We start from the raw sequence: 22,278 nt of genomic DNA, 5'->3' as shown, positions 1-22,278 counted from the left end.
AACATCGGCCTTGAATGGTGACAGTCGGCCCGACCCATTCCATCCTGGTGTCACAGCGCGTAGCTGGCGTTCCGCCTATCGCTGCGCATGAGATCCTCGATGCCGGTCAGTACGCCCGGTCAGCGGCAGACTCGAATGAGCACTGGGGTGGGCTCGCAGCCCCACGCCCGCTCAGCAGTCAAACACCGACCAGCAGATGTCGTTCCGCAACCGCTGGTCGTCGAGCACGAGCTCGCGAATCGCCTCCGGGAGTTGGTCACGCTGCCATCGGCACTCGAGTCGCCCTGCGGCATCGCTCTCACCTTCCGGTGCGGCAGCACTTGCGGCCTTGATCGCATAGGCGGCGGCACCGAGTTCGTGCGCGGCGACGTGTGCGACGGCCCCCGCCTGGCCAGCAGCGTACGCGGCATGGCGTGCTGCCCCACGCAGGTCTCTGGCCGCGCCCATTGCATGGCCGCCCGCCGCGCGAGCCTGCATCATCTTGACCTCACCACGCACCCAGGCGCGGGCGTGCTCGATCGCTTCACGTGGTCGTGGGTCCTCAGGCTGAACCGACTCGAACAGGTGAAGGACGTGCTCTGCGCACAACGCCGCCCAAAGAGCGAGAAGATGATGATCCGAATCAGTGAGGGTGCCACCGCGACGGAGCGTGATGAAGCGAGGGTCCCGAACCTTCGGGAGGATCATGGTTGGGACGCTCCTTCTAAGGGGATGGACCGCGTCTTCAACCGTAGCGTCGTTCGAGCACCAGAGCGGGCCGGCCGTCGTCCAGCAGGAAGTCCGGCGCGTACGGGGAGGCGCGAGGACGTCACGCGTGCCTGGACCGGCTGCTGCCGGGATTTGAGAATCTGACCGGCTCTCTTGACCGGTTACGCGATACGGCCGAGGTGTTCGTCGCCACGGGCGTAGCCGGAGACCTCTAGAAACGGCTGCCCCGCCGCGGGCCGAGACGTGAAGCTTCACGGCTGCGGCACAGGTCGTGGCTGTCCAGCGAGCGGCCGTGCGAGACCCGCGACGGCTATCGGACTTCGGCTGAGAGACATCCCAGGAGCTTGAATGTCAAGCAGCGGCCTCGTTGAGGTGATGGGACCAGGCGGTCGCCTCGTCGTAGAGGGTGCCGGCTTTGAGGCATCCGTGCAGGATGCCGACGAGCCGGTTGGCGAGCTGGCGCAGTGCGGCGTTGTAGCTGACGCCGCGGGCGCGTTGCCGGTCGTAGTAGGCGCGGGCGCCCGGCGAGGCTTTCAACGCGGAGAACGCCTGGGTCATCAGCGCGTCGATGAGCCGGTCGTTGTGCACGAACCGGGCCGCGACGGTTCTCTTCTTCCCAGACGCGCGGGTGATCGGGCTGGTCGCGGCGTAGTTCTTGCGGGCCTTGGCCGAGGCGTAGCGGTCGTGGTCGTCACCGAACTCGGCGAGCACCCGGGCGCCGAGGACGGCACCCAGTCTGGGCTGGGACAAGATGATCTCAGCGTCCGGGTGCCGACCAAAATGGGCCTCCACCTGCCCATGCAGGGCCTTGACCTGCTCGTTGAGAGTGACCAGCAGCGCGACCAGTGCCCGCACCGACGCGGCGTACGCGGCGGTGACCACGGCGGGCTGGCCGAGGTGCTCGGCGCGCAGCGCGGCCTGGATCGCGGCTGCCTTGGCCGCGATGTCGCGGCGGCGGGCGCGTTTGAGGGCCGCGCTGATCTGCGCCAGGCTCAGCTTCGCGGCGCTCGCCGGGTCCGGGGCCTTCGCGAGCAGTTCCAGGGTGTCGGCGGCGTCGAGGTCCTCGAACGCGGCCAGCGCGGCGGGGAAGTACTCCCGCAGCGCGTGCCGCAGCCGCTGGCCGGCGCGGGTGCGTTCCCAGACCAGTGTCTTGTGCATCCGGGCGACGACCTTGACCGCCTCCGCCTCGGCGGTGTCACCGGCGACCGGGCGCAACTGGTGCGAGTCGGTGCGCACCATGTCGGCCAGCATGTGCGCGTCGGCCGCGTCGCTCTTGGCCCCGGACAGTGCCAGGCGTTCCCGGTAACGGGCCGCCTGCAACGGGTTGACCGCGTACACCGTGTACCCGGCAGCGACCAGCGCCTGGACCCACGGCCCCCGATCGGTCTCGATGCCGATCTTCACCCGGGCGGCGACGTCCTCGCTGTCGTCGACGTGATCGCCGAGCCACTGGCCGAGCATCGCGTGCAACCGCGCGATCCCCGCGACACCCTCGGGCAGCCGGGCCTTGGCCAGCCTGCGGCCGGAAGCGTCCATCACCTCAACGTCGTGGTGGTCCTCGGCCCAGTCATCTCCGACGAACAGCAACGCGTCTCCCGCCTGTCGACCCGATCATCTTCGGTAGCCAGGAGGAGAACCATCAGCGACCTAATGAAGCAGTGCTCACGCCGCAGCCGGGCGGGCACGACATCCCATCAGCGATCAACTCTCCACACCGACCGGCAGCGGCACGATCTCTCAGCAGGACTCAACGTCCAGGTAACAGGAGTGCTCGTCAGCCGGCGGCTACCTACCCATCAGGACTCTGCCGGATGGCTTACTCCCAGAACTCATTAGGTTTCAGGCAATGTCTGACGGCGCCCCGGTGCCGGTCCACCTTGCCGCGATGCTGGATCGCCATGCTGGGAATCCGGCGTTGCCGCTGGAGTTGTTCTAGGTCCATGATGCCGCCACGGTCGCTGTCCAGCCGAGGAAAACCGCTTGGGCGTTGTGCGACACTTCTCCGATGACCCGCGCGCGAAGAAGTGGTTTGATTGTCGGGGTTTTCGTGCTCGTGAGCTGGCTTCTCACCTACCGCTTCCAGATGGGCGCAGACGATTTGGCGATGGTGGGCAAGCCGACATCGGCGTCCGGCGGCGAGGGCGATGGGCAGTGGGGGCCGGCGGTGGGCATCACCACCTATGCGGTGCTCGGCAACGGTCTTCTCGTCGTAGCCATGCTCCTGCGCGAACGAAACCGTGCCGCCGCTTGGGTTTGCGCGGCCGTGGGACTCCTTGCTGGCCTGGCGGCCATCGTGCACGACGCCCTGATAATGGTGCTGCTGTTTCTGCTTTTCGCCCTCAGCCAGGGTCGATCCGCAGGCTCAGTCCTGGTTTTCGGCGCCCTCGCCCTAGTTGCCAACGCCGCCGCAGCAAGCGCGGGGCTGATCGCGATGGCGGCCAAACCGCCTTCCGGGGCTATGGTTCTCGTTCAGGGACGCCAAGACTGAGGAGCTGCGGGCCGAGTTTCCTACCGTGCCGGCCGAGGGCATTCTGGCCTGCGCTTTCCTTCGCGTGGGCACGATCGTCCTGACCGTATCTACATATTGTTCCTCGTGGAGATCGCCACCCGGCGTGTCCACCTGATCGGGGCCGAGGGGGTCGAGGTGCTCCGGACGCCGCCGCAGGCGCCCCGGTGCGAATGCGTTCGCCGAGCGTTGGTACGCGCGGTCCGGCGGGACTGCCTGGACCGGGTCTTGATCTACAAGGCGCGGCATCTGCTCGCCGTGCTCGGCGAGTACCTGGCGTACTACAACGAGCATCGGCGGCATCAGGGCCGCGGGCACCGCAATGACCGCCCATATGCTGAATTGTGATCGCTGTTCCTCAAGGGATATCTCCCGGATCATCCCGGGGATGGGGTACCCGTCGCGAAGCACCGCGGTGACTCCGACCATGAGCATGTCCGGATCGTTGAACCCGCCTGGCCCGGCTTCCCCCGGCGAGCGGGTCCTGACGGTCGATCGACTGGAGTACGCCGTTGCCGGTGGTGCAGTCCCACGGAGCATTTGAAGTGTTGCCTCGGCGGCTGCCTGCTCGTTGACCGCGTCGCGGACCGCGCCGGCTGCTTCTTCCTCTCCAGTGGTATTGGTGGTCTGCAGGCGCTCGTCGCGCTCGCCGCGGCCGGGCCGCTCAGAGGGTGTTGGGTAACTGGGTGGTCACCTGACGTTGTGGCGGCCGGTATCGATTACCAGGTAGGGGATCACGGCGTGTCGCGGTGTCCGAAAGGGTCATCCCCGCCAAGATCGCGTGTTTGTGGACAACATGAATAGTGGCGGCGATGACGCCCGCAGAGACTACCCCTGCGCCCTGACCGACGCGATGTGGCAGGTGGTGTCGGCCCACCTGCCGGCACGAGATCCGTCCAGGGGCGGTCGACCGTTGATCTACGGCCACCGGCTGATCATCGACACGATCCTGTACGTGCTGGTCTCCGGCAGCGCCTGGCGGTTGGTCCCGCACGACCTGGCCCCGTGGGACGCGGCCTACCGGTGGTTTCGTCACTGGAGCAGGAAGGGAGTCTGGGACGACATCCACCACGCCCTACGCGAGGAGGTCCGCCGGGCCGTGGGACGCGATCCCGAGCCCACTGCGGCGGTGCTGGACTCCCAGACGGCCAAGTCCGCCTGCGGGGGCGAGGCGATCGGTTACGACGCGGGTAAGCGGACCCGAGGCCGCAAGCGACATCTGCTGGTCGACACGCTCGGCCTGCTGCTGATCTGTGTGGTGCACTCCGCCTCGGTACAGGACCGGGCTGGAGCGAAGCTGGTGCTGTGCTCCATCACCGATGAACACCCACACATCGGGCTGATCTGGGCCGACGGCGGAGTGCGCCACGAGGCGCTGCATGACCGAGTGGAGGTGAGAGGACTCCACCGCCTGGCTGTCGTGGCAGCCGGGTGAACGCTGAGGGCAGCCTGACCCGGGAGACGCCGGGCAGGGCGGCAAGCAGCCCTGACAACGCCGGGACGTGCTGGTACTGCCAGATGGCACGGGTCCGGCTAGCGGTGACGGAAAGGCGTACGTGAGAAACCAGTGTGTAAAGCCTCTTCAACGGCCCACCAGCTCAAACCTGGCGGATATGGGCTGGGATGCGGTGCGCACCGATCGGAAACGTCCGGTCGGGAACTCCAAGCCGGGATTACCGCTTCCTGGGCAGGAGGCCACGGTGAAGGCCCACGGCGTAGTCGTGGCGATGCCGCAGGGGCAAAGCTGGACGCCGACCCCGTCGATCGGCATGTGGTGAACGTGGGAACCGTCCGGTGTTGCCCTCGTCCCGCACATCCAGCGCGGGAACGGGCAGGCGCGTCGTCCGCTGAGGACGCCGGGCGGGGCGGAGGCCCCGTAGTAGTCGCGGGCGTGACGACCCGCCATGGAGGTCGGGAGAACCGGCCACAGGGCCAAGGGGGCCAGCAAGTTAGCAGTGAAGGAGTTGGAATGTCAGGAGAACGCCGGTGAATAACGACGAACTGGAGTCGGCCCTGCTACGGGCGGAAATCCGGGTACTGAAGATCCAAACCAAGCTGCACCAGTGGGCCCGTGATGATCCTCATCGCAGGTTCGATGATCTGTTCAATCTCGTCGCCGATCCCGCGTTCCTTCTGGTGGCGTGGGATCGGGTGCGGGGCAACAAGGGTGCTCGCACGGCCGGGGTGGACGGGCGCACCGCCGTGTCTATCCAGGTCGGGCAAGGAGTCGAGGACTTCCTCGATCGGCTGCGAACCTCGTTGAAGGACCGCAGCTTCCACCCGCTGCCGGTGCGGGAGCGGATGATCCCCAAGAGCGGTGGCAAACTACGCCGTCTGGGTATCGCCACCATCACCGACCGGGTGGTCCAGGCATCGCTGAAGCTGGTGTTGGAGCCGATCTGGGAGAGCGACTTTCTCCCGTGCAGTTACGGCTTCCGCCCGAACCGCCGGGCACACGACGCAGGGCTGTTGCGTAGTCGCTTGAGGGCGGGTTGAGCTGGAAGTTTGGGTGGGATCGGAGTCCACGTAGGACGGGCGCGGCCCGTAGGTGATCATGAAGTTGCTGAGACACCATGATCCCGAGAAGGACCGCACCCGCCGATGTCATCATCACTCACCGAGATTCTGCTGCCTCACCGGCCCACCGATGCGCCCCTACCGGCTGTGGTCACTGAGGGTGAAAGTCGCAGCCTGTTGGTCGCGTTGGCTGCGGTTCCCGATCCACGTGACTTGCGGGGGCGGCGTTATTCGCTGGTGAGCGTGCTCGCGGTGGCGGTGTGCGCGGTGCTGGCCGGGGCGTGCACGTTCGCCGCGATCGCCGACTGGGTCCGCGATCTGGACCGGCCGGCGTGGGGCCGGCTCGGGTTCACCGACCGAGTGCCCGCGGCGACGACGGTGTGGCGGCTGTTGATCCGGATCGACGCTGAGGTGCTGTCGACGGTGTTGGCCCGGTGGCTGCGCGCCCGGACAGCGCCGGTCGTGGTCGCGGGGCGGCGGTGGCGCCTGGTCATCGCCATCGACGGCAAGGTCGAACGCGGGGCCCGGATTGCCGACGGGCGTCAGGTCCATCTGCTGTCCGCGTACGACACCAGCACCGGCATCGTCCTTGCCCAGGTGCAGATCGCGGCGAAGTCCAACGAAATCCCGGCGTTCACGCCGCTGCTGGACCAGGTGGCCGCCCAGATGGGGTCGCTCAAAGATGTCTTGGTCGTCGCGGACGCGCTCCACGCCCAGACCGGGCACGCGCAGCACCTGGCCGCCGCCGGCGGGCATCTGATGGTCGCGATCAAGGCCAACCAGCCGACTCTGCACGCCCAGCTCAAGGCCCTGCCCTGGGCGCAGGTCCCGGTCGGAGACCAGACCCGCGACAGCGGCCACGGCCGTAAGGAAACCCGTACCGTCAAAGCCGTCACCGTGGCCACCCCGGGTGGCATCAGCTTTCCCCACGCACAGCAGGCCGTCCGGATCACCCGGACCCGCACGATCAAGGGCAAGACCACCCGCGAGACGGCGTACCTGACCGTCACCCTGCCCGCCGACCAGGCCCAACCCGCCGACCTCGGCACCTGGGCACGTTCCGAATGGCATATCGAAAACCGCTTGCACTACGTCCGCGACGTCACGCTACGTGAGGACGCCCACCAGGCCCGCACCGGCAACGGACCCGCCGTCTTCGCCGCACTCCGTAACACCTCCATCGGCTACCACCGCAGCAATGGCGAACCCAACATCGCCCGAGCTACCCGACGCGCCAACCGACGATCTACAGAACTCATCGATGCCGTAACCAGGAGTAACCCGACTATGCAATAGCCCTGGCACACGACGCGGTGGCCGAGGTGCGTTTCTTCACGTCCAAATCGTACGAGTGGATCGTGGAAGGCGACATCAAAGCCTGTTTCGACGAAATCTCGCACTCGGCCCTCATGGATCGGGTGCGCAAGCGCGTCGCAGACAAGCGCGTCCTGGCCCTGGTGAAGGCGTTCCTCAAGGCAGGCATCCTCGGCGAGGACCGCGTCTTGAGGGACAACAACGCCGGCACCCCGCAGGGTTCGATCCTCTCACCGTTGCTGAGCAACGTGGCCCTCTCCGTCCTGGACGAGCACATCGCCCAGGCCCCGGGCGGGCCGACCTTCAGTGACTGGGAACGGCGCAAGAGACGCCGCCAAGGTCTAGCGAACTACCGGCTCATCCGGTTCGCCGACGACTGGTGCTTGGTCGTATCAGGCACCAAGGCGCACGCCGAAGCCCTCCGCGAGGAGATCGCAGGAGTCCTGACCACGATGGGCCTGCGCCTATCGCAGGAGAAGACCCTGATCACCCACATCGATGAAGGTCTCGACTTTCTCGGCTGGCGAATCCACCGCCACCGCAAACGAGGCACAAACCGGCATTACGTCTACACCTACCCATCGCACAAGTCCATCAGGACCGTGTCCGACAAGGTGAAGACGATCTGCCGGCAGAACACCAACCTGCCGCTCGAAGTCCTCCTGCATCGGCTCAACCCGCTGCTGCGAGGCTGGACCACCTACTTCCAGCCGGGAGTCTCAAGCGCCGCCTTCGGCTACCTCCGCGCCCATACCTGGCGGCAGGTGTTCCGATGGCTACGCCGAAACACCCCCGCACCAACTGGAAGGAACTACGCCGACGCTTCTGCGGCGGCGGATGGTGGCCCGCCGACGGGAAAGCGATTCTGTTCAACCCGAGCGCGGTACGGACCACCCGCTACCGCTATCGGGCCGCCAGGATCCCGACCCCATGGCCGAGCACCGCATAAGGACCAACCCACAGGCTCACCGGGACTTGTGGAGAGCCGGATGCGTCGACGAGGCGCACGTCCGGTTCGGGAGGCGGCTCGGGGAAACGGACCAGTGGAAACACCGGCACCGCGCCCCGAGTCGACCTCACTACGCCAACAGCGTCGACGCCAGCCTCATCGACTGGGCCGACCAGGAACTGGGAATCCGGCTGGAGATTGTCAAGCGCACCGACGACGTCAAAGGGTTCCAGGTCCTGCCGCGCCGCTGGGTGGTGGAAAGGACGTTGGGCTGGCTGACCCGTTGCCGGCGCTTGTGCCGCGACTACGAACGCACGCTGGCCAGCAGACCCGCTACCACGGCATCCGCCCCATGGCCGTGTGACCCTTCGTGATCAGCGGGTTACCCCACAACCTCTCAGGCGCTGCGTTCCGCCGAGCCGGACGACTCGCGAAGCACCAGTTCGGTGGGCAGCGGGTCGCCTCGCCCTCGCGTTGTGATCGTGCGGCGAACTGCTCGATCAAGAGCTCTACCGCGAGCCGACCGGCGTGTGAGCCGGGCCCAGCCAGGGTGGTCAACGAGGGATGGACGAAGTCGGCGGCGAAGATGTCGTCGAACCCGATCACGCTGATGTCGGTCGGGACTCGAACACCGCGCTGGGCGAGGCGTCGGATGATGCCGATCGCCAGGAGGTCGTTGTGAGCCACGACCGCCGTCACATCGGTGCGCAGTGCTCCGTCGGCGGCGGCCCCGCCGTTGGCGACGTTGGGGGTGTACGGACCGATCCGGTGTGCCGTCAGACCGCGTGCTTCGGCCCCGGCGCTCAGTGCCGCCCAGCGCGCGGCACCCATCCAGGAGCTGGGTGGCCCGGCGCAGTAGGTGAAGCTCTGGTGCCCGAGCGAGGCCAGGTGTTCCAGGATCTGCTGACAGCCGGCGACGGTGTCGAACGCCACGCTGGTCAACCCGGGCAGCTCTCGGTTGAACAGGACGATCCGGTGCAGTTTGGCGAGCTCGTGCAGGACCTCGTCGTTGAGTCGGCTGGAGGCCAGCACGAACCCGTCCACGCCGGCGGCCAGGTCGCGAATCTGGTTCTCCTCGATGCGCCGGGATTCCTCGGCGTTGACGATCACCAGAGTGACGTCGGATGCCTTCGCGCGCTGCTCCGCGCCGCGGATCAGCTCGAAGAAGTGGGGATTGGTGATGTCGGAGAGCACCATGGCGATGGTGCGGTGGCGTAGACCCGGAAGGGCACGGTTCTGCGGTCTGTGCTGGTAGCCGAGTTGTGCGGCGGCAGCGACTATCCGCTGTCGCGTCGCTTCGTTGACCCGGCCGGGCTTGTTGAACGCTCGGGAGACCGTCGACGCGGCCACGCCGGCAGCTTGCGCGACGTCAAAGATGGTGGGCTCCACGAACGCATCTAGCCACGGGAATGGCAATTCTGGCAACACCTTGCAGAAGTTGCCGCACGGTCCCTACGTTGCGGGCGTGCCGGCCACTCGGGTGACCGGGTCGGACGAGAGGAGCGAGGGATGTCGCAGCCCGGACAGAGAGTTCGAGGTGTGCAGCGCGACAAACGCAGTAGCGCGGGTCGGGCCAGGCGGTGGTCCGCGGCTGTCGCGACCGGCGCTGTGCTGGCCGCGTCCCTGACGTCGGTGGGGGTGACGCCGGCGCACGCATCGTCGGATGACTTCACCATCTTCAACGGTCGCACGACCTCTCCGATCCTGATCGACCCGTCCTACGGCGGCGATCACGCCGACCGGGACTACACGCAGGTGCGCCGCGCGGTCCAGGACCTGCGGCAGGACGTCGCCATGGTGACCGGGGCGATCGATCCCGGTGAGGTGCAGAGCCTGTTCGTCGACGACGAGCCGGCCAAGGAAGCGCGGTTGGCGAAGGCCGACCAGAGCAAGCTGCCGGCCCTGCTGACCGAGGCCGCGGGTCAGAAGACCGCGATCATCGTCGGCCAGATCGGTCAGAGCCGGCTGATCGACGAGATCGTCGGAGCCGGAAAGTTCGACGAGGCCGCCGGGATCGAGGGCAAGTGGGAGGCGTACGCGGCCAAGACCATCAAGAACCCGGTCCCCGGGGTGGACAACGCTCTGGTGATCGCGGGCAGCGATGCCCGCGGGACGATCTACGGGGTCTACTCGATCTCCGAGGAGATCGGCGTCTCGCCGTGGTACTGGTACAGCGACGTGCCGGTCAAGCAGCGCGACGACATCGACGTCAAAGGCAAGAGCCGGGTCGAGGACGGGCCGGACGTCAAGTACCGCGGAATCTTCGTCAATGACGAAGAGCGCACCATCGCGTGGGCGAAGAAGAAGTTCCCCACCGGCAACGGCACGCCCGACGTCAACTACTACCGGCACGTCTTCGAGCTGATGCTGCGGCTCAGGCTGAACACGCTGTGGCCGGCGATGCACCTGGCGTCGAGGGCGTTCAACGCGGTCACCGACACCGGGACGTACGACAAGGGGACACCGATCAACGCTCGCGAGGCGGCAGCGTTCGGCGTGGTCGCATCCTCCTCTCACGCCGAGCTGATGCTGCGGAACAACGAGGGCGAGTGGCGACAGTGGTACGACCGCAACAAGGACGCGCTCGGCATCAAGGGCTCGGACGCCGTGGCGGCCTTCGACCACTCGATCAACAAGCCCGCGATCCTGGAGTACTGGCGCCAGCGAGTGGTCGCCAACGCCGACTTCGAGAACATCCTTGCTCTGGGTATCCGCGGTGTGCACGACAGCGATCCGGTGCTCACACCCGGTAACCCGTACGGGTTCAAGAACAAGGTCGAGATGGAGGCCGACGTCATTCGCGAGCAGCGCAAGCTGATCGCAGAGGTCTACGGCAGCGTCGATGCAGTGCCCCAGGTGTTCATCCCCTACAAGGAGATGAACGATCTTTACAACGCCGGGCTGAAGGACTACATCCCCGACGACGTGACCTTGATGTGGGCCGAGGACAACCAGGGCTATCTGCGCCAGGTGCCCACGCGGACCGAAGCCGCCCGGTCCGGCGGGAACGGCATCTACTACCACATCTCCTACTGGGGCGAGCCGAAGAGCTACCTGTGGCTGAACTCGACGCCGATGTCCCTGATGGTGCAGCAGCTGCATCGGGCGTGGAATTCCGATGCGGGGCGCTACTGGATCCTCAACGTCGGGGACATCAAGCCCGGCGAGGTCAAGCTCGACCTGTTCGCCAAACTCGCGTGGGACGTCGAGGGCTATGACGACGCGAACATCGAGAGCAAGTTCCTCACCGAGCACGTGCGGCGAGACTTCCGGCTGACGGGCAACAACGCTGCCGTGGTCGCCGACGCGCTGGAAAGGTTCGATGCGCTCGAGAACACCAAGCGCGCCGAGTTCTGGGGGGAGATCAACTCGTCCAACGCGAGCTCAGGAAGGATCCACGACGGCCAGGTCTTCCCGTTCAGCGCTACCTCCGACGGGGATGAACTCCAGCGCTACATCAACGAGTCCAACGAGCTGGTGGCGATTCTCGAGGGTGTTTCCGCGAAGCTCGACGCACGCTATCGCTCCGCCTTCTATCAACAGGTGCTCCACCGAGTCCGGTCCTACCGCAACATGGCCGAGCAGATCGGCTACTACTGGAAGAACAAGCTCGCTGCCGCCCAAGGCCGCTACGCCAGCGCGGGAAGCTACGAGCTGCTCTCGAAGCAGGCCCGTGAGCGCATCTTCACCGACGAGGACTACTGGAACACGATCAGCGACGGCAAGTGGGACCACGCCATCGGCCACAGTCATCCCGAAGGCTTCCCGAACGAGGGCACCGTCATGCTCACCAACGACCGGTATGCCCGGGTGGCCACACCGACCGATGCGGTGGGCGCCGCCGTCGAGGGGAGCAAGGAGCCCGGCCGCGGCAAACTGACGTTCAACTCGGCCGGGCCCGACGACAAGCGGTTCTTCGACGTGTTCTCCCGGAACGACGTAGCCAACCCGCAGGAGTGGGTCGCCGAGGCGGATGCTCCGTGGATCACCCTTTCTCAGCGCTCGGGCAGGACCGCGACAGAGCAACGAGTCACGGTGACGGTCGCCAAGGACCACCCAGCCACGACGGGGACGATCCGGGTCTTCAAAGCCGCCGATGGCGCCAAGGCAGGCGACCCGGTCGCGACGTTCACGGTCGACACGGAGCGGGCAGCCGTGGATCTGCGCCGTGTCGCCGAGCCGGCGCACCTGGAGGCCAACGGATACGTGGCCCTCGAGGCCGAGCACTTCTCCGAGAACGTGCCCGGCGCCGACGGGAGCCGGTGGGCCCCCCTTGAGGGCGTGGGTCAGCGCGGGGCATCGATGGGCAGCTTCCCGGAGATCGCGCCCCGGGTCGACTCCGGCTTCGAGACGACCGCCCGCCTGAGATACCGGGTCTACTTCACCTCCACCGGGAAGTTCACCGGGACCTTCTACCGAATTCCGACGCTGAACGAAGGCACAGAGGACGACGGCACGCCGCGAACCGCGCGCACGGCGATCGGGCTCGACGACCAGGTCCCCAGCCTGCTGCGCGGCAACTCTGTCGCCGGTACGAGCACCAGCCCCTGGGGATTCAACATCATGCATGGAATCGAACCCCTGAACTTCACCATCGATGTGACCACACCGGGCTGGCACGACCTGATGGTCTACCGTTCGGACGCAGCGATCCTCTTCGATCGGATCATCATCGGAACTCGCGACGGCGCGGTTGGTGACGGCCTGGTCGGCCCGCCCGAAAGCCCGAACAACATCGCCGCACCCCAGAGGGCGACCGTTGCGCCACTTCCCGGCGTGATGCCGGAGCTTCGCCGGCTGCCGGCGATCGAGACGTCGGTGGGCCGGACGAGCAAGGTCGAGGGTGTGGCGGACGTGGTGGCCGCGGAGTCGGACAACCAGACCGCCGCCTCGGTCGCGGTCAAGGACGGTGAGCTGAGCATCACCGGGCGCAGGGCTGGGAGAGCCGAGGTCTCCATCACCGCCGGTGGCGGTCAGGCCTGGGTGCTGACCGTCACGGTGCGGTGGGCGGACGGTGCGCCGGTCGGCCCGTACCTGGAGCAGGGCGGCCTGGTCGTCCTCGATGCGGCGGACGCGCTGGAGAAGAGCTCTTCCGCCACCGCGACCGACAGTAACAACGGGACGCACGGCTGGGCGCTGGCCCGTAACGGCCTGCAGGTCGTGCCGCCGGCCGACGCGAGCGCGAAGGCACAGTGGCTGGCGACCTCGGCGGCCCAGGCCGAGGCGTTGTTCAAGGCCGGACCGACGCAGAAGGTCAACGGGAGTACCGCGGCGGGCACGCCGCCACGGCTCGACTTCACCGTCGACATCCAGACGGCCGGCACGTATTACCTGTTCGTGAACTCGAGTCACCCGAACGGCGACGCCGACTCCTACCACGTGGTCGTTGACGGGCAGTGGCGGTACCAGTCCGGCAAGAGCGCACCGGAAACCGGGTTCGAGACCTGGTACGGCAGCACGAACATCGCCGGTGCCTCGCTGACGCTCGCCCCAGGCGAGCACAGGATCACGCTCGCGCCTCGTGAGGCCGGGATCGTGCTCAACCAGATCGCCTTGACCAGGAGCAACTCGCCTGGGTTCTCCGGGTTCCTCACGCCCAGTGGCCGGGGCCACCGACTGCCTGCGATCCAGACCTCGGTGGGCCGGACGAGCACGGTCGAGGCTGTGGCGGATGTGGTGGCCGCGGAGTCGGACAACGAGACCGCCCTCACGGTCGCAGTCAAAGACGGTGCGCTGAGCATCACCGGGCACCGGGCTGGGAGAGCCAAGATCTCCGTCATCGCCAGTGGCGGTGAGACCTGGGTAGCGCCTGTCACGGTGGGCAGGGGCGAGGGTGCGCCGGTCGGCCCGTACCTGGAGCAGGACGGCCTGGTCGTCTTTGATGCGGCCGACGCGTTCGAGGGCAGTGCCTCCGCTCACGCGACCGACAGCAACAACGGGACGCACGGCTGGGCGCTGGCTCGTAACGGCCTGCAGGTCGTCCCGCCGGCCGATGCCAGCGCGAAGGCGCAGTGGCTGGCGACCTCGGCGGCCCAGGCCGAGGCGTTGTTCAAGGCCGGCCCGACGCAGAAGGTCAACGGGAGCTCCGCGGCAGGAGCGCCGCCGCGGCTCGACTTCACCGTCGACATCCAGACCGGTGGCACGTACTACCTGTTCGTCAACTCGAGCAACCCGAACGCCGACGCCGACTCGTATCACGTGGTCGTCGACGGGCAGTGGAGGTACCAGTCGAACAAGAGCGGGCCGGAGACCGGGTTCGAGACCTGGTACGGCAGCACGAGCGTCGCTGCGGCCGCGTTGGCGCTCAAGCCGGGCGAGCACACGATCACACTGGCGCCTCGTGAGGCCGGGCTGGTGCTCAACCAGATCGCCTTGACCACGAACGACACACCCGGCCTCACCGGCTTCCAGACCCCCAGCGGCCGGAGAGCGAGCGCTTCATGACGCTCTGACATCGAGCAGAGCACCATCAGATCCTGCCCCCCCGCTACCAACCGAAACGGTCGGACCTCCCAGGTCCGGCCGTTTCGTCATGTGCGGAGTGCTTCTCGGCGCCCGACCTGACCGCCCTGCAACCGATGTCCTAGGACGATTTAGAGGATGTGCGCCAGCGCTGCTGCTGGTCTCGGCCGTGGTGATGTTGCGGACCGCCGCTCGGAAACGGATCGGATCGGCGAGGATTGCCCGAGGGGCCCGGACGGCACGGCGGGCCAATTCCGCGGATCCGGGACGAGTCGATCGAGGATCCGCAGTGGCACCGGGCGGCGGCATCGACCCGGCCAGCCTGGGCGGACCTGATCCGACACCAGAAAACCGCCGTACCCGAGGAGGCCCCATGACCGCCGTCGAACCGACCGCCGCCGCCGCCCGGATGCCGGGCAAGCGTGATCGCGACGAGGTCTTCGTCGAGTACACGAAGTCGATCTGCCCGATGTGCAAGGTGGTGGTCGACGGTCAGGTCAATATCCGTGACGGCAAGGTTTATCTGCGTAAACGCTGCCGAGGGCACGGGCTGTTCGAGGCCCTGGTCTACGGCGACGCGCAGATGTACCTCGACAGCGCCCGCTTCAACAAGCCCGGCACGATCCCGCTGGCCTTCCAGACCGAGGTCCGCGACGGCTGCCCCAGCGACTGCGGGTTGTGCCCGGAGCACAAGCAGCACGCCTGCCTGGGCATCATCGAGGTCAACACCGGATGCAACCTGGACTGCCCGATCTGCTTCGCCGATTCCGGCCACCAACCCGACGGGTACTCGATCAGCCTGGAGCAGTGCGAACGGATGCTCGACACCTTCGTCGCCAGCGAGGGCGAGGCGGAGGTGGTGATGTTCTCCGGCGGCGAGCCCACCATCCACCGGCAGATCCTCGACTTCGTCGACGCCGCGCAGGCCCGGCCGATCAAGGCGGTCAACCTCAACACCAACGGCATCCGCCTGGCCTCCGACAAGCGGTTCGTCGCCGCCCTCGGCGAGCGCAACCGACCAGGCCGAGCGGTGAACGTCTATCTGCAGTTCGACGGCTTCGACGAACGCACCCACCGGGAGATCCGCGGCCGGGATCTGCGCCTGATCAAGCAGCGGGCCCTGGACAACTGCGCGGAGATCGGCCTGACCGTCACCCTGGTCGCCGCCGTCGAGCGCGGCCTCAACGACCACGAGCTCGGTGACATCATCGAGTACGGCCTCGCTCATCCGGCGGTACGGTCCGTGTCGTTCCAGCCGGTGACCCACTCGGGCCGGCACGTTCCGTTCGACCCGCTGACCCGGCTGACCAACTCCGACATCATCCACGGCATCGCGGCGCAGCGCTCGCAGTGGTTCCAGGCCAGCGACTTCTTCCCCGTGCCGTGCTGCTTCCCGACCTGCCGGTCGATCACCTACCTGCTGTCCGAAGGCACCCCGGGCCAGCCCGACTTCGGAGTGGTGCCGATTCCGCGGCTGCTCAACGTCGCCGACTACCTCGACTACGTGTCCAACCGGGTGATACCCGACCACGCGATCCGGGAGGCGCTGGAGAAGCTGTGGTCGGCGTCGGCGTTCATGGGCACCGACACCACCAGCGACCAGCTCGCCGCCGCGGCGGCGGCGCTGGACTGCGCCGACGCCTGCGGGGTCAATCTGCCCGAGGCGATCGCGAACCTCACCGAGCGCGCCTTCATGATCGTCGTTCAGGATTTCCAGGACCCGTACACGCTCAACGTCAAGCAGCTGATGAAGTGCTGCGTCGAGGAGATCACTCCTGACGGCCGGCTGATCCCCTTCTGCGCCTACAACTCCGTCGGCTATCGGGAACAGGTCCGGGAGCAGATGTCCGGGGTACGGGTGGTCGACGTGGTACCCAACGCCCTGTCACTGCAGCCCGTGCTCACCGACTCGCCCTACGGCTCGAAGATCGCTCGCAACGGCAACTGCAACCTCTCGACCACTCCACGGCCGGTGGCGCCGGACACCACCAACGTCGGGCGGCGGGTGCGATGAACGACCGCATGCGGGCTGTCGTGCCGGCGGCCGAGGTGAAGGCGTGCTGCGCCGCCGCGTACGGCTCCGACATCATGGCGCTACTGCTCGGCGACTCCTACCATCCCGGTGGCCTCGCCCTGACCCGGCGGCTGGCCGACCGGCTCGCCCTACGCCCCGGCCAGCGGGTACTCGATTTGGCGAGCGGCCGGGGCACCACCCCCCTGATGCTGGCCGGGGAGTACGGCGTCCAGGTCATCGGGGTAGACCTGTCCGGCGCCAACGTGGCCTTCGCGGCCGGCGCCGCCCGCGCCGCCGACCTTGCCGATCAGGTCCGGTTCGAGGTCGGGGACGCCGAACGGCTGCCCGGCGCCGCGGGCGGGTTCGACGCGGTGGTGTGCGAGTGTGCCTTCTGCACCTTCCCCGACAAGCCCACGGCCGCCGTGCAAATGGCCCGTGTCCTGCGTCCGGGTGGACGGTTGGGCGTCACCGACGTCACCGTCGATCCGGGCCGGCTACCGGCCGAACTCAGCGGGTTGGGCGCGTGGGTCGCCTGCGTCGCCGACGCCCGCCCCCTCGACGAATACGTCGAGATCCTTACCGCCGCCGGCCTGCGGGTGACCCACACCGAGCGGCACGACCGGGCGATCGCCGCAATGCTTGATCAGATCGAGGCTCGGCTGGCGCTGATACGGATGACCGCGCGGGATCGGGCCGAGGCGGCTGGCCTGGACTTCGACCGCGTCCCCGAGGTCCTGGCCGCCGCCCGCGCCGCCATCAGGAACGGCGTCATCGGCTACGCCCTGCTGATCGCCGGGAAGCCGTCATGACCGGCGACTGCGACCTGGTGGTTATTGGCGGTGGTGCTGCCGGGCTGGGCGCGGCCCGTGCCGCCGCCCGGTCCCGGGTGCGGGTGCTGCTGGTTTCGGACGGGCCGCCGGGCGGGGACTGCACGTTCACCGGCTGCGTCCCGTCCAAGGCGCTTATCGAGGCCGCCGTGCGGGGCCGGCCGTTCCCCGCCGCCGCGCAGCAGGTCCGCGACGCGATCGACGCGATCGCCGCCACCGAGAACCCGCAGGCGCTGCGCCGCGAGGGCATCGACGTGATGCTCGGCCGGGCCCGGTTCGTCGCCCCCGGCTGCCTCCACGTCGACGGGCAGCAGGTTTCCAGCCGCCGCTTCGTCATCGCCACCGGCGCCACACCCTTCGTCCCGGCCATCCCCGGGCTTGCCGAGGTGGCGTACCTGACCCACGAAACCGTCTTCGACCTCACCGAGGGCCCGGGCTCTCTCGCTGTGCTCGGCGGTGGCGCCGTCGGATGCGAGTTGGCCCAGGCATTTGCCCGCCTCGGTGCCCGGGTCACCGTCATCGAGGCCGGGGGGCGGCTCCTGGCAAAGGAGGAACCGGAAGCCTCCCGGCTGATCACCGAGGTGTTCACCCAAGAAGGCATCGACGTGCGCGTCGACACCCGCGTCGACGAGGTCGCCACCGACCCGGCCGGTGGGGTGCGGCTGGCGCTGCGCGACGGCGGCACCGTCACCGCGCAGCGGCTGTTGGTGGCGGTCGGCCGTACCCCGGTCACCGACGGCCTGGGCCTGTCTGCCGTCGGTGTGGCCGTCAACGAGCGCGGCTACGTCGTCACCGATGACCATCTTGCCACCACCGCGGCGGGCGTCTATGCCGCCGGGGATGTTACCGGCCGGTTGCCGTTCACCCATGCTGCGTTCCATATGGGCCGCATCGCCGCCGGCAATGCCCTGTCGCGTCGGCGTCGGCGCCGTTACGACCCGTCGGCCACCCCGTGGGTGACCTTCACCGACCCGGAGGTTGCCCGGGTCGGTCTGACCGAAGCCCAAGCCGCCCCGCGCGGCGCACGGGTGGCCTGGCTGCCCATGACCGACATGGACCGGGCTGTCGCCGCCGACCGCACCCAGGGTTTCGTCAAACTGCTCGCCGGCCCTCGCCCACTGCTACGCAACCTTGGCGGCGGGCGGATCCTGGGCGCCACCATCGTCGCCGCCCGCGCCGGAGAGATGATCCACGAACCGGCACTGGCGATGGAGACCCGGATGTTCACCGGTCGGCTCGCCGCCGCCACCCACGCCTACCCCACCTGGTCCTACGGCATCCAACTCACGGCCGCCCAGTTCTTCATGCCGGTCGCTGGCAGGCATGCGCGCCCCGCCCGAGGATAGCCGAACTGCCAAGCGGGTTGGTGGGGGAAAGCGCCGCCCCCCACGTGCGGTGTCGTGCCCTGTAAACCTCTCGGGTGACCGTGGGATCCCGGCCCCTTCAGGACCGGAAGGATGTCAACATCCCGTACTACGCCGGGTAGCTCACCGCCACGCCTTGATCAGGGCGTGGGCGGCGGCCCGGCCGGGGATGCCGGCGATGCCACCCACCGGTGCGGTGCCGGCGCCGGAGATGACCAGGCCGCGGACGGGGGTGAGGTGGGACGCGAGGGCCCGGGTGGGGCGTAGCGGGCCGAGCTGGTCGAGGCTGATGTCCAGGTGCATCGGGTGGGCGCCGGGCCAGCGTAGCTGCCGGGCCATGTCCTCGGGGGTGTGCACGACTCGGTCCAGAATGGTGGCGGTGAAGCCGGGTGCCCGCGCCTCGACCGTGGCGATCATTCGGTCGGCGAACTCGTCCCGCACCCGGCCCCAGCCACCCCGTACCTCGTACGGGGCGCAGGGGCAGGCCAGGTAGACGGTGTGCCGGTCGGGTGGCGCGAGGCTGTCGTCCAGGGCCGTCGGCGTGAATGCGTACGTGGGCACCGGATCGGCCGGCAGCCGGCGGGCCTGTGCTTGGGCGAACCCGTCGGCCAGCGAGCCAATGCTGTCCACGTACGACTGCAGGCCGTTCCAGTCACCCGCTCGAGCATGGGGGTAGGGCGGAGGCGCGGTGGTGGCCAGGAGCACCAGGGACTGCACCGGGTTGCTGCGGGCCGCGGCCCGCAGCCGGTTCGCAGACGGGCCGGACAACGGTGGGTCGAGCAGCTTCAGCAGGGCCATCCGCGGATCGACCGCGGCCACCACCGCGTCGGCGTCGATACGCTCCCCGGACTCCAACTCCACGCCGACGACCCGGTCGACCGGGGCGGTGGTGCGCAGGATCCGGGCCACCGGGGCGTCCACCCGCCACGTCCCACCGTACGAGGCCAACCGCATGGCGAGGGCGTCGGCGAGGGCCTGCGACCCGCCAAGCGGATGCCACTGCCCGATCTGGTGGTAGAACGCCTGCCACAGCGCGAATGTGGCCCCACCCACCTGATCCGGGCCGGCCGAGGCGTGCGCCGCGAACGCCGCGACCGGGCCGCGCACGTACTCGGTGGCGAACCGTTCGGTCAGCAACCGCCCGTACGGCGACAGCAGGGTACTGGCCAGGCCGAGCGGACCGCCGTTGCGCGCGAGGGCCCGGGCAGTGCTAGCCAGTAGCCGCGGCAGTCGCCTCATCCCGCCGGCGTCGATGGCCGCCCGCATCGTGGTGACCAGCGGCATGGCCTGGCGGATCCAGGCCGCGTAGCTGTCCGCCTCGGCCCGGTCGACCTCGGCGATCGAGTCCACGGTCGCCGCCACGCTGCGATGGAACCGTACGATGGCGCCGTCGGTGAACACCGCCACCGAGAACGGATCCATCTCCCGGTAGACCAGCCCCGCCTCGCCCAGCCGCAGGTCGTCCACGATGTCGGTGGCGTTGATGATGTTGTGGGCGGCGGCGTGCGTGTTGAACCGGTAACCCGGCACCAGCTCGTCCGTGCGCGACCCGCCGCCGAGCTTGCCCGACTGCTCCAGCACCAGCACGTGCCAGCCGGCCCGGGCCAGGTAGCAGCCGGCCACCAGCCCGTTGTGCCCGCCACCCACGACCACCACCGTCCCGGTCCGGCGGTGCCGGGTCGCGGGGTCCTGGCCGGTCACGAACCGTGCTGGCGCAGCGCGTGCCACGCCTGCCGCGCCTCGCTCAGCGTGAACGGCAGCGCCGCCAGGTTGGCCACCGCAGCGAGGGTGCACCAGCCGCACAGCCGGCGATGCTTCGTGACCTGTTCGGCGAACAACCACCCGCCGGCGGCAGCGTCCCCGGCGGTCTTGGCGACGGCCAGCAGTGACATCCACGGCCGCCGCCGCAGCCGGTCCGCCGGCCCCACGCCGACCAGCGCGAGGGTGCCGGCCGCGCTGGCCAACCTCAGCGCCGCGTCCGGGGTGTGCCCCAACACGTACGCCTCACCGCTGGCATCCACCCGGTCCGCGTCGAACACCCCCAGCGGCAGCTCCGGCAGATGGCGGACCACGTAGGTCATCGCTGACCCGCTCGGCCGCCCGGCTCGGCGACCGGCCCACCCCACCCGGCCGGCCCCCGGACCTGCCCGGGCAGCCCCCGCTTGCCATCGCCCATCACACACCTCCCAGGCGGGTGATCCCCCGACAACAGGCCCCCTACACACCCCGTCTGGGCCCGGTTCCGGCACGCCCTCGCAGTGTGAGCAGGGGTCAAGGGCCGTTCCCGAGCAGGAACAGCAGGATCGAACGGATAATCGTCATGCGTCGGACCGAATTGTGACTACCTGGCGCTGGTGCTGTGCCTCTTGCCCGCAGGAGCAGTTGCCGCCGGCGCAGCCGGTGGTGTGGCGGCGTTTGCTGGCCCACCACCAGGACAGGCCGGCGAGCACGGCCAGGGCGACGGCGACGCCGGGAAGGAAACGGTTGACGGTGGCCCAGCCGGCGCCACCGAGGACCCCGGCGGCCAGCAGTGGCGGCAGCACGCAGCAGGCGGCACAGGCGGCTCCCGCGAGTCCGGTCATGCCGGAGGGGAGCATGCGGGGCAGCCAGTTAGCAGGTGTCGGCACGCTCGTTCCTTCCTTTCGGCGAGTTCAGCAAACGGCAGGGGGCAGCAGTTGCTGCTGGCACAGGCGACCAGGTCGTCGCAGCCGGCCGAGATGGCGGCGCGCAGGGTGTCGCGGATGACGGTTAGGTCTGCCACCTTCTGTTCCACCTCGGCGAGCTTGGCCTTGGCTCGTGCCTGGAGGCCGGTGTCGGGTCGGCCGCTGTGCTGATGTTGGCCGGCGGCGAGCAGGTCGGCGACCTCGTTGAGGGTGAAGCCGAGGCGTTGTGCGGTCTTGATGATCCGCAGCAGGGTGACGGTGTCGGGCGGGTAGAGCCGATGTCCGCCCGGCGATCGTTGCGGTGAGGTGAGCAGTCCCCGGCGCTCGTAGTAGCGCAGGGTTTGCAGGTTGACCCCGGCCGCGTCGGCGAGCTGGCCGCTGCGTAGCCCGGATCCGCTCATCGCTGAACCCGGACAGCCCGCTGGGCTAGGGCATCAAGCACGTCGATGTGTGCCGCCGGTACCCGAACGTCCAGCGTCAGCGAGTGCACGTCAGGTCGCGCTATGTCGAACGTGAAGAATGAGCAGCACGATGATTCACGGGTCGCCAGATCCCGAGCCGTCTGTTCGACCTGCTCCGCGCCGTCCAGCTGCAACCGCAGATGCTGCGCCGACAAACGCTCGCTACCCCGCACCGCATCCCGGAAGAACTGATCGAACTCGGCGAGCCGCAGAGGCCGTTCGGCGGTCGGCAGGGTGCACGAATCCGGCACCCAGGAGTCATCCGTCGTGACATGTTGGTCGCTCATGCAACGAGGGTAAGCCTGTACCTGGGTATCAGATGCAAGCCCTGGTTCAGGGGAAGGACCCGGGCCGTCGGAGGTCGGACACGGCCAACCAACGATGCCCAATGGGTCATCTATTGCCACGGGTTGAAAAGCGGCTTATTGGGCAGCGACGCCGGCTGGGTGCCCACGGGCGCCATACCGGCGTCGCTGCCCCGCGACCACGGTGT

17 protein-coding genes and 2 pseudogenes are annotated in these 22,278 nt (G+C 68.4%); 11 read left to right on the top strand and 8 right to left on the bottom strand.

Features of this window, described 5'->3' with window-relative positions; genetic code table 11:
* Positions 1–171: 171 nt before the first annotated feature.
* Together ACNAW0_RS22295 and ACNAW0_RS22290 are read right to left on the bottom strand one after the other, a co-directional pair.
* On the bottom strand, positions 172–687 hold the full coding sequence (locus ACNAW0_RS22295) for a putative immunity protein (protein WP_416289891.1): 516 nt from the start codon (positions 685–687) through the stop codon (positions 172–174).
* A 372-nt stretch (positions 688–1,059) separates the two neighbouring features.
* The gene (locus ACNAW0_RS22290) at positions 1,060–2,295 is read right to left on the bottom strand and encodes an IS110 family transposase (protein ID WP_416289890.1); all 1,236 of its coding nucleotides are present in this window, start codon (positions 2,293–2,295) and stop codon (positions 1,060–1,062) included.
* Positions 2,296–2,713: 418 nt separating this feature from the next.
* Between ACNAW0_RS22290 and ACNAW0_RS22285 the strand changes: the two genes are divergently transcribed.
* From ACNAW0_RS22285 to ACNAW0_RS22255, 7 genes and pseudogenes are all read left to right on the top strand, one after another.
* Positions 2,714–3,196 (top strand): hypothetical protein, encoded by a 483-nt coding sequence (locus ACNAW0_RS22285; RefSeq protein ID WP_416289889.1) that lies wholly within the window; start codon positions 2,714–2,716, stop codon positions 3,194–3,196.
* A gap of 105 nt (positions 3,197–3,301) precedes the next feature.
* Complete coding sequence (locus tag ACNAW0_RS22280) at positions 3,302–3,562, top strand: integrase core domain-containing protein (RefSeq protein ID WP_416289888.1); 261 nt, start codon at positions 3,302–3,304, stop codon at positions 3,560–3,562.
* 448 nt (positions 3,563–4,010) lie between these two features.
* The gene (locus ACNAW0_RS22275; protein ID WP_416289896.1) at positions 4,011–4,649 is read left to right on the top strand and encodes an IS5 family transposase; all 639 of its coding nucleotides are present in this window, start codon (positions 4,011–4,013) and stop codon (positions 4,647–4,649) included.
* 551 nt (positions 4,650–5,200) lie between these two features.
* A complete protein-coding gene (locus ACNAW0_RS22270; protein WP_416289887.1) occupies positions 5,201–5,710 on the top strand; it encodes a hypothetical protein in 510 nt (169 codons plus the stop codon).
* Between the two features lie 105 nt (positions 5,711–5,815).
* A complete protein-coding gene (locus ACNAW0_RS22265) occupies positions 5,816–7,027 on the top strand; it encodes an ISAs1 family transposase (RefSeq protein ID WP_416289886.1) in 1,212 nt (403 codons plus the stop codon).
* 17 nt (positions 7,028–7,044) lie between these two features.
* Positions 7,045–7,785: pseudogene (locus ACNAW0_RS22260) on the top strand (reverse transcriptase domain-containing protein); the annotation flags it as partial.
* Positions 7,786–8,185: 400 nt separating this feature from the next.
* Positions 8,186–8,368 (top strand): annotated as a pseudogene (locus ACNAW0_RS22255) (transposase); the annotation flags it as partial.
* Here ACNAW0_RS22255 and ACNAW0_RS22250 read toward each other — a convergent pair.
* Positions 8,328–9,383 carry a LacI family DNA-binding transcriptional regulator gene (locus ACNAW0_RS22250; protein ID WP_416289885.1) on the bottom strand — a complete coding sequence of 352 codons (1,056 nt, stop codon included), beginning with the start codon at positions 9,381–9,383 and terminating at the stop codon, positions 8,328–8,330. The pseudogene ACNAW0_RS22255 and the gene ACNAW0_RS22250 overlap by 41 nt on opposite strands.
* 243 nt (positions 9,384–9,626) lie before the next feature.
* Between ACNAW0_RS22250 and ACNAW0_RS22245 the strand changes: the two genes are divergently transcribed.
* From ACNAW0_RS22245 to ACNAW0_RS22230, 4 genes are all read left to right on the top strand, one after another.
* Positions 9,627–14,438, top strand: a complete 4,812-nt coding sequence (locus ACNAW0_RS22245; protein WP_416289884.1) for a glycosyl hydrolase 115 family protein — start codon at positions 9,627–9,629, stop codon at positions 14,436–14,438.
* Between the two features lie 427 nt (positions 14,439–14,865).
* On the top strand, positions 14,866–16,470 hold the full coding sequence (locus ACNAW0_RS22240; protein ID WP_416289895.1) for a radical SAM protein: 1,605 nt from the start codon (positions 14,866–14,868) through the stop codon (positions 16,468–16,470).
* The gene (locus ACNAW0_RS22235) at positions 16,467–17,279 is read left to right on the top strand and encodes an SAM-dependent methyltransferase (RefSeq protein ID WP_416289883.1); all 813 of its coding nucleotides are present in this window, start codon (positions 16,467–16,469) and stop codon (positions 17,277–17,279) included. Before ACNAW0_RS22240 ends, ACNAW0_RS22235 begins: the two co-directional genes overlap by 4 nt.
* Positions 17,276–18,643, top strand: coding sequence for a dihydrolipoyl dehydrogenase family protein (locus ACNAW0_RS22230; RefSeq protein ID WP_416289882.1), 1,368 nt, complete (start codon positions 17,276–17,278; stop codon positions 18,641–18,643). The genes ACNAW0_RS22235 and ACNAW0_RS22230 overlap by 4 nt, the downstream gene beginning before the upstream one ends.
* Positions 18,644–18,784: 141 nt before the next feature.
* Here ACNAW0_RS22230 and ACNAW0_RS22225 read toward each other — a convergent pair whose 3' ends face one another.
* From ACNAW0_RS22225 to ACNAW0_RS22205, 5 genes are all read right to left on the bottom strand, one after another.
* Positions 18,785–20,362, bottom strand: a complete 1,578-nt coding sequence (locus ACNAW0_RS22225; protein ID WP_416289881.1) for a phytoene desaturase family protein — start codon at positions 20,360–20,362, stop codon at positions 18,785–18,787.
* Positions 20,359–20,742 carry a vitamin K epoxide reductase family protein gene (locus tag ACNAW0_RS22220; protein ID WP_416289880.1) on the bottom strand — a complete coding sequence of 128 codons (384 nt, stop codon included), beginning with the start codon at positions 20,740–20,742 and terminating at the stop codon, positions 20,359–20,361. The genes ACNAW0_RS22225 and ACNAW0_RS22220 overlap by 4 nt, the downstream gene beginning before the upstream one ends.
* Positions 20,743–20,979: 237 nt before the next feature.
* Positions 20,980–21,243, bottom strand: coding sequence for a hypothetical protein (locus ACNAW0_RS22215; protein ID WP_416289879.1), 264 nt, complete (start codon positions 21,241–21,243; stop codon positions 20,980–20,982).
* Entirely contained in the window at positions 21,240–21,725 is a 486-nt protein-coding gene (locus tag ACNAW0_RS22210) for a MerR family transcriptional regulator (protein WP_416289878.1), read from the bottom strand. Before ACNAW0_RS22210 ends, ACNAW0_RS22215 begins: the two co-directional genes overlap by 4 nt.
* Positions 21,722–22,072 carry a hypothetical protein gene (locus ACNAW0_RS22205; RefSeq protein WP_416289877.1) on the bottom strand — a complete coding sequence of 117 codons (351 nt, stop codon included), beginning with the start codon at positions 22,070–22,072 and terminating at the stop codon, positions 21,722–21,724. Before ACNAW0_RS22205 ends, ACNAW0_RS22210 begins: the two co-directional genes overlap by 4 nt.
* Positions 22,073–22,278: the final 206 nt, after the last annotated feature.

It is taken from the genome of Micromonospora sp. SL1-18, from assembly GCF_047921505.1.
Taxonomy (GTDB): Bacteria; Actinomycetota; Actinomycetes; order Mycobacteriales; family Micromonosporaceae; genus Micromonospora.
This window is presented reverse-complemented; position numbering and strand designations above follow the sequence as displayed.

What these genes read in the sequence shown, in the direction of transcription:
- ACNAW0_RS22295 (WP_416289891.1), bottom strand. Translation starts at nt 687, where the DNA reads ATGATCCTCCCGAAGGTTCGGGACCCTCGCTTCATCACGCTCCGTCGC.
- ACNAW0_RS22285 (WP_416289889.1), top strand. Translation starts at nt 2,714, where the DNA reads ATGACCCGCGCGCGAAGAAGTGGTTTGATTGTCGGGGTTTTCGTGCTC.
- ACNAW0_RS22275 (WP_416289896.1), top strand. Translation starts at nt 4,011, where the DNA reads ATGAATAGTGGCGGCGATGACGCCCGCAGAGACTACCCCTGCGCCCTG.
- ACNAW0_RS22265 (WP_416289886.1), top strand. Translation starts at nt 5,816, where the DNA reads ATGTCATCATCACTCACCGAGATTCTGCTGCCTCACCGGCCCACCGAT.
- ACNAW0_RS22240 (WP_416289895.1), top strand. Translation starts at nt 14,866, where the DNA reads ATGCCGGGCAAGCGTGATCGCGACGAGGTCTTCGTCGAGTACACGAAG.
- ACNAW0_RS22235 (WP_416289883.1), top strand. Translation starts at nt 16,467, where the DNA reads ATGAACGACCGCATGCGGGCTGTCGTGCCGGCGGCCGAGGTGAAGGCG.
- ACNAW0_RS22230 (WP_416289882.1), top strand. Translation starts at nt 17,276, where the DNA reads ATGACCGGCGACTGCGACCTGGTGGTTATTGGCGGTGGTGCTGCCGGG.
- ACNAW0_RS22220 (WP_416289880.1), bottom strand. Translation starts at nt 20,742, where the DNA reads ATGACCTACGTGGTCCGCCATCTGCCGGAGCTGCCGCTGGGGGTGTTC.
- ACNAW0_RS22215 (WP_416289879.1), bottom strand. Translation starts at nt 21,243, where the DNA reads ATGACCGGACTCGCGGGAGCCGCCTGTGCCGCCTGCTGCGTGCTGCCG.
- ACNAW0_RS22210 (WP_416289878.1), bottom strand. Translation starts at nt 21,725, where the DNA reads ATGAGCGGATCCGGGCTACGCAGCGGCCAGCTCGCCGACGCGGCCGGG.
- ACNAW0_RS22205 (WP_416289877.1), bottom strand. Translation starts at nt 22,072, where the DNA reads ATGAGCGACCAACATGTCACGACGGATGACTCCTGGGTGCCGGATTCG.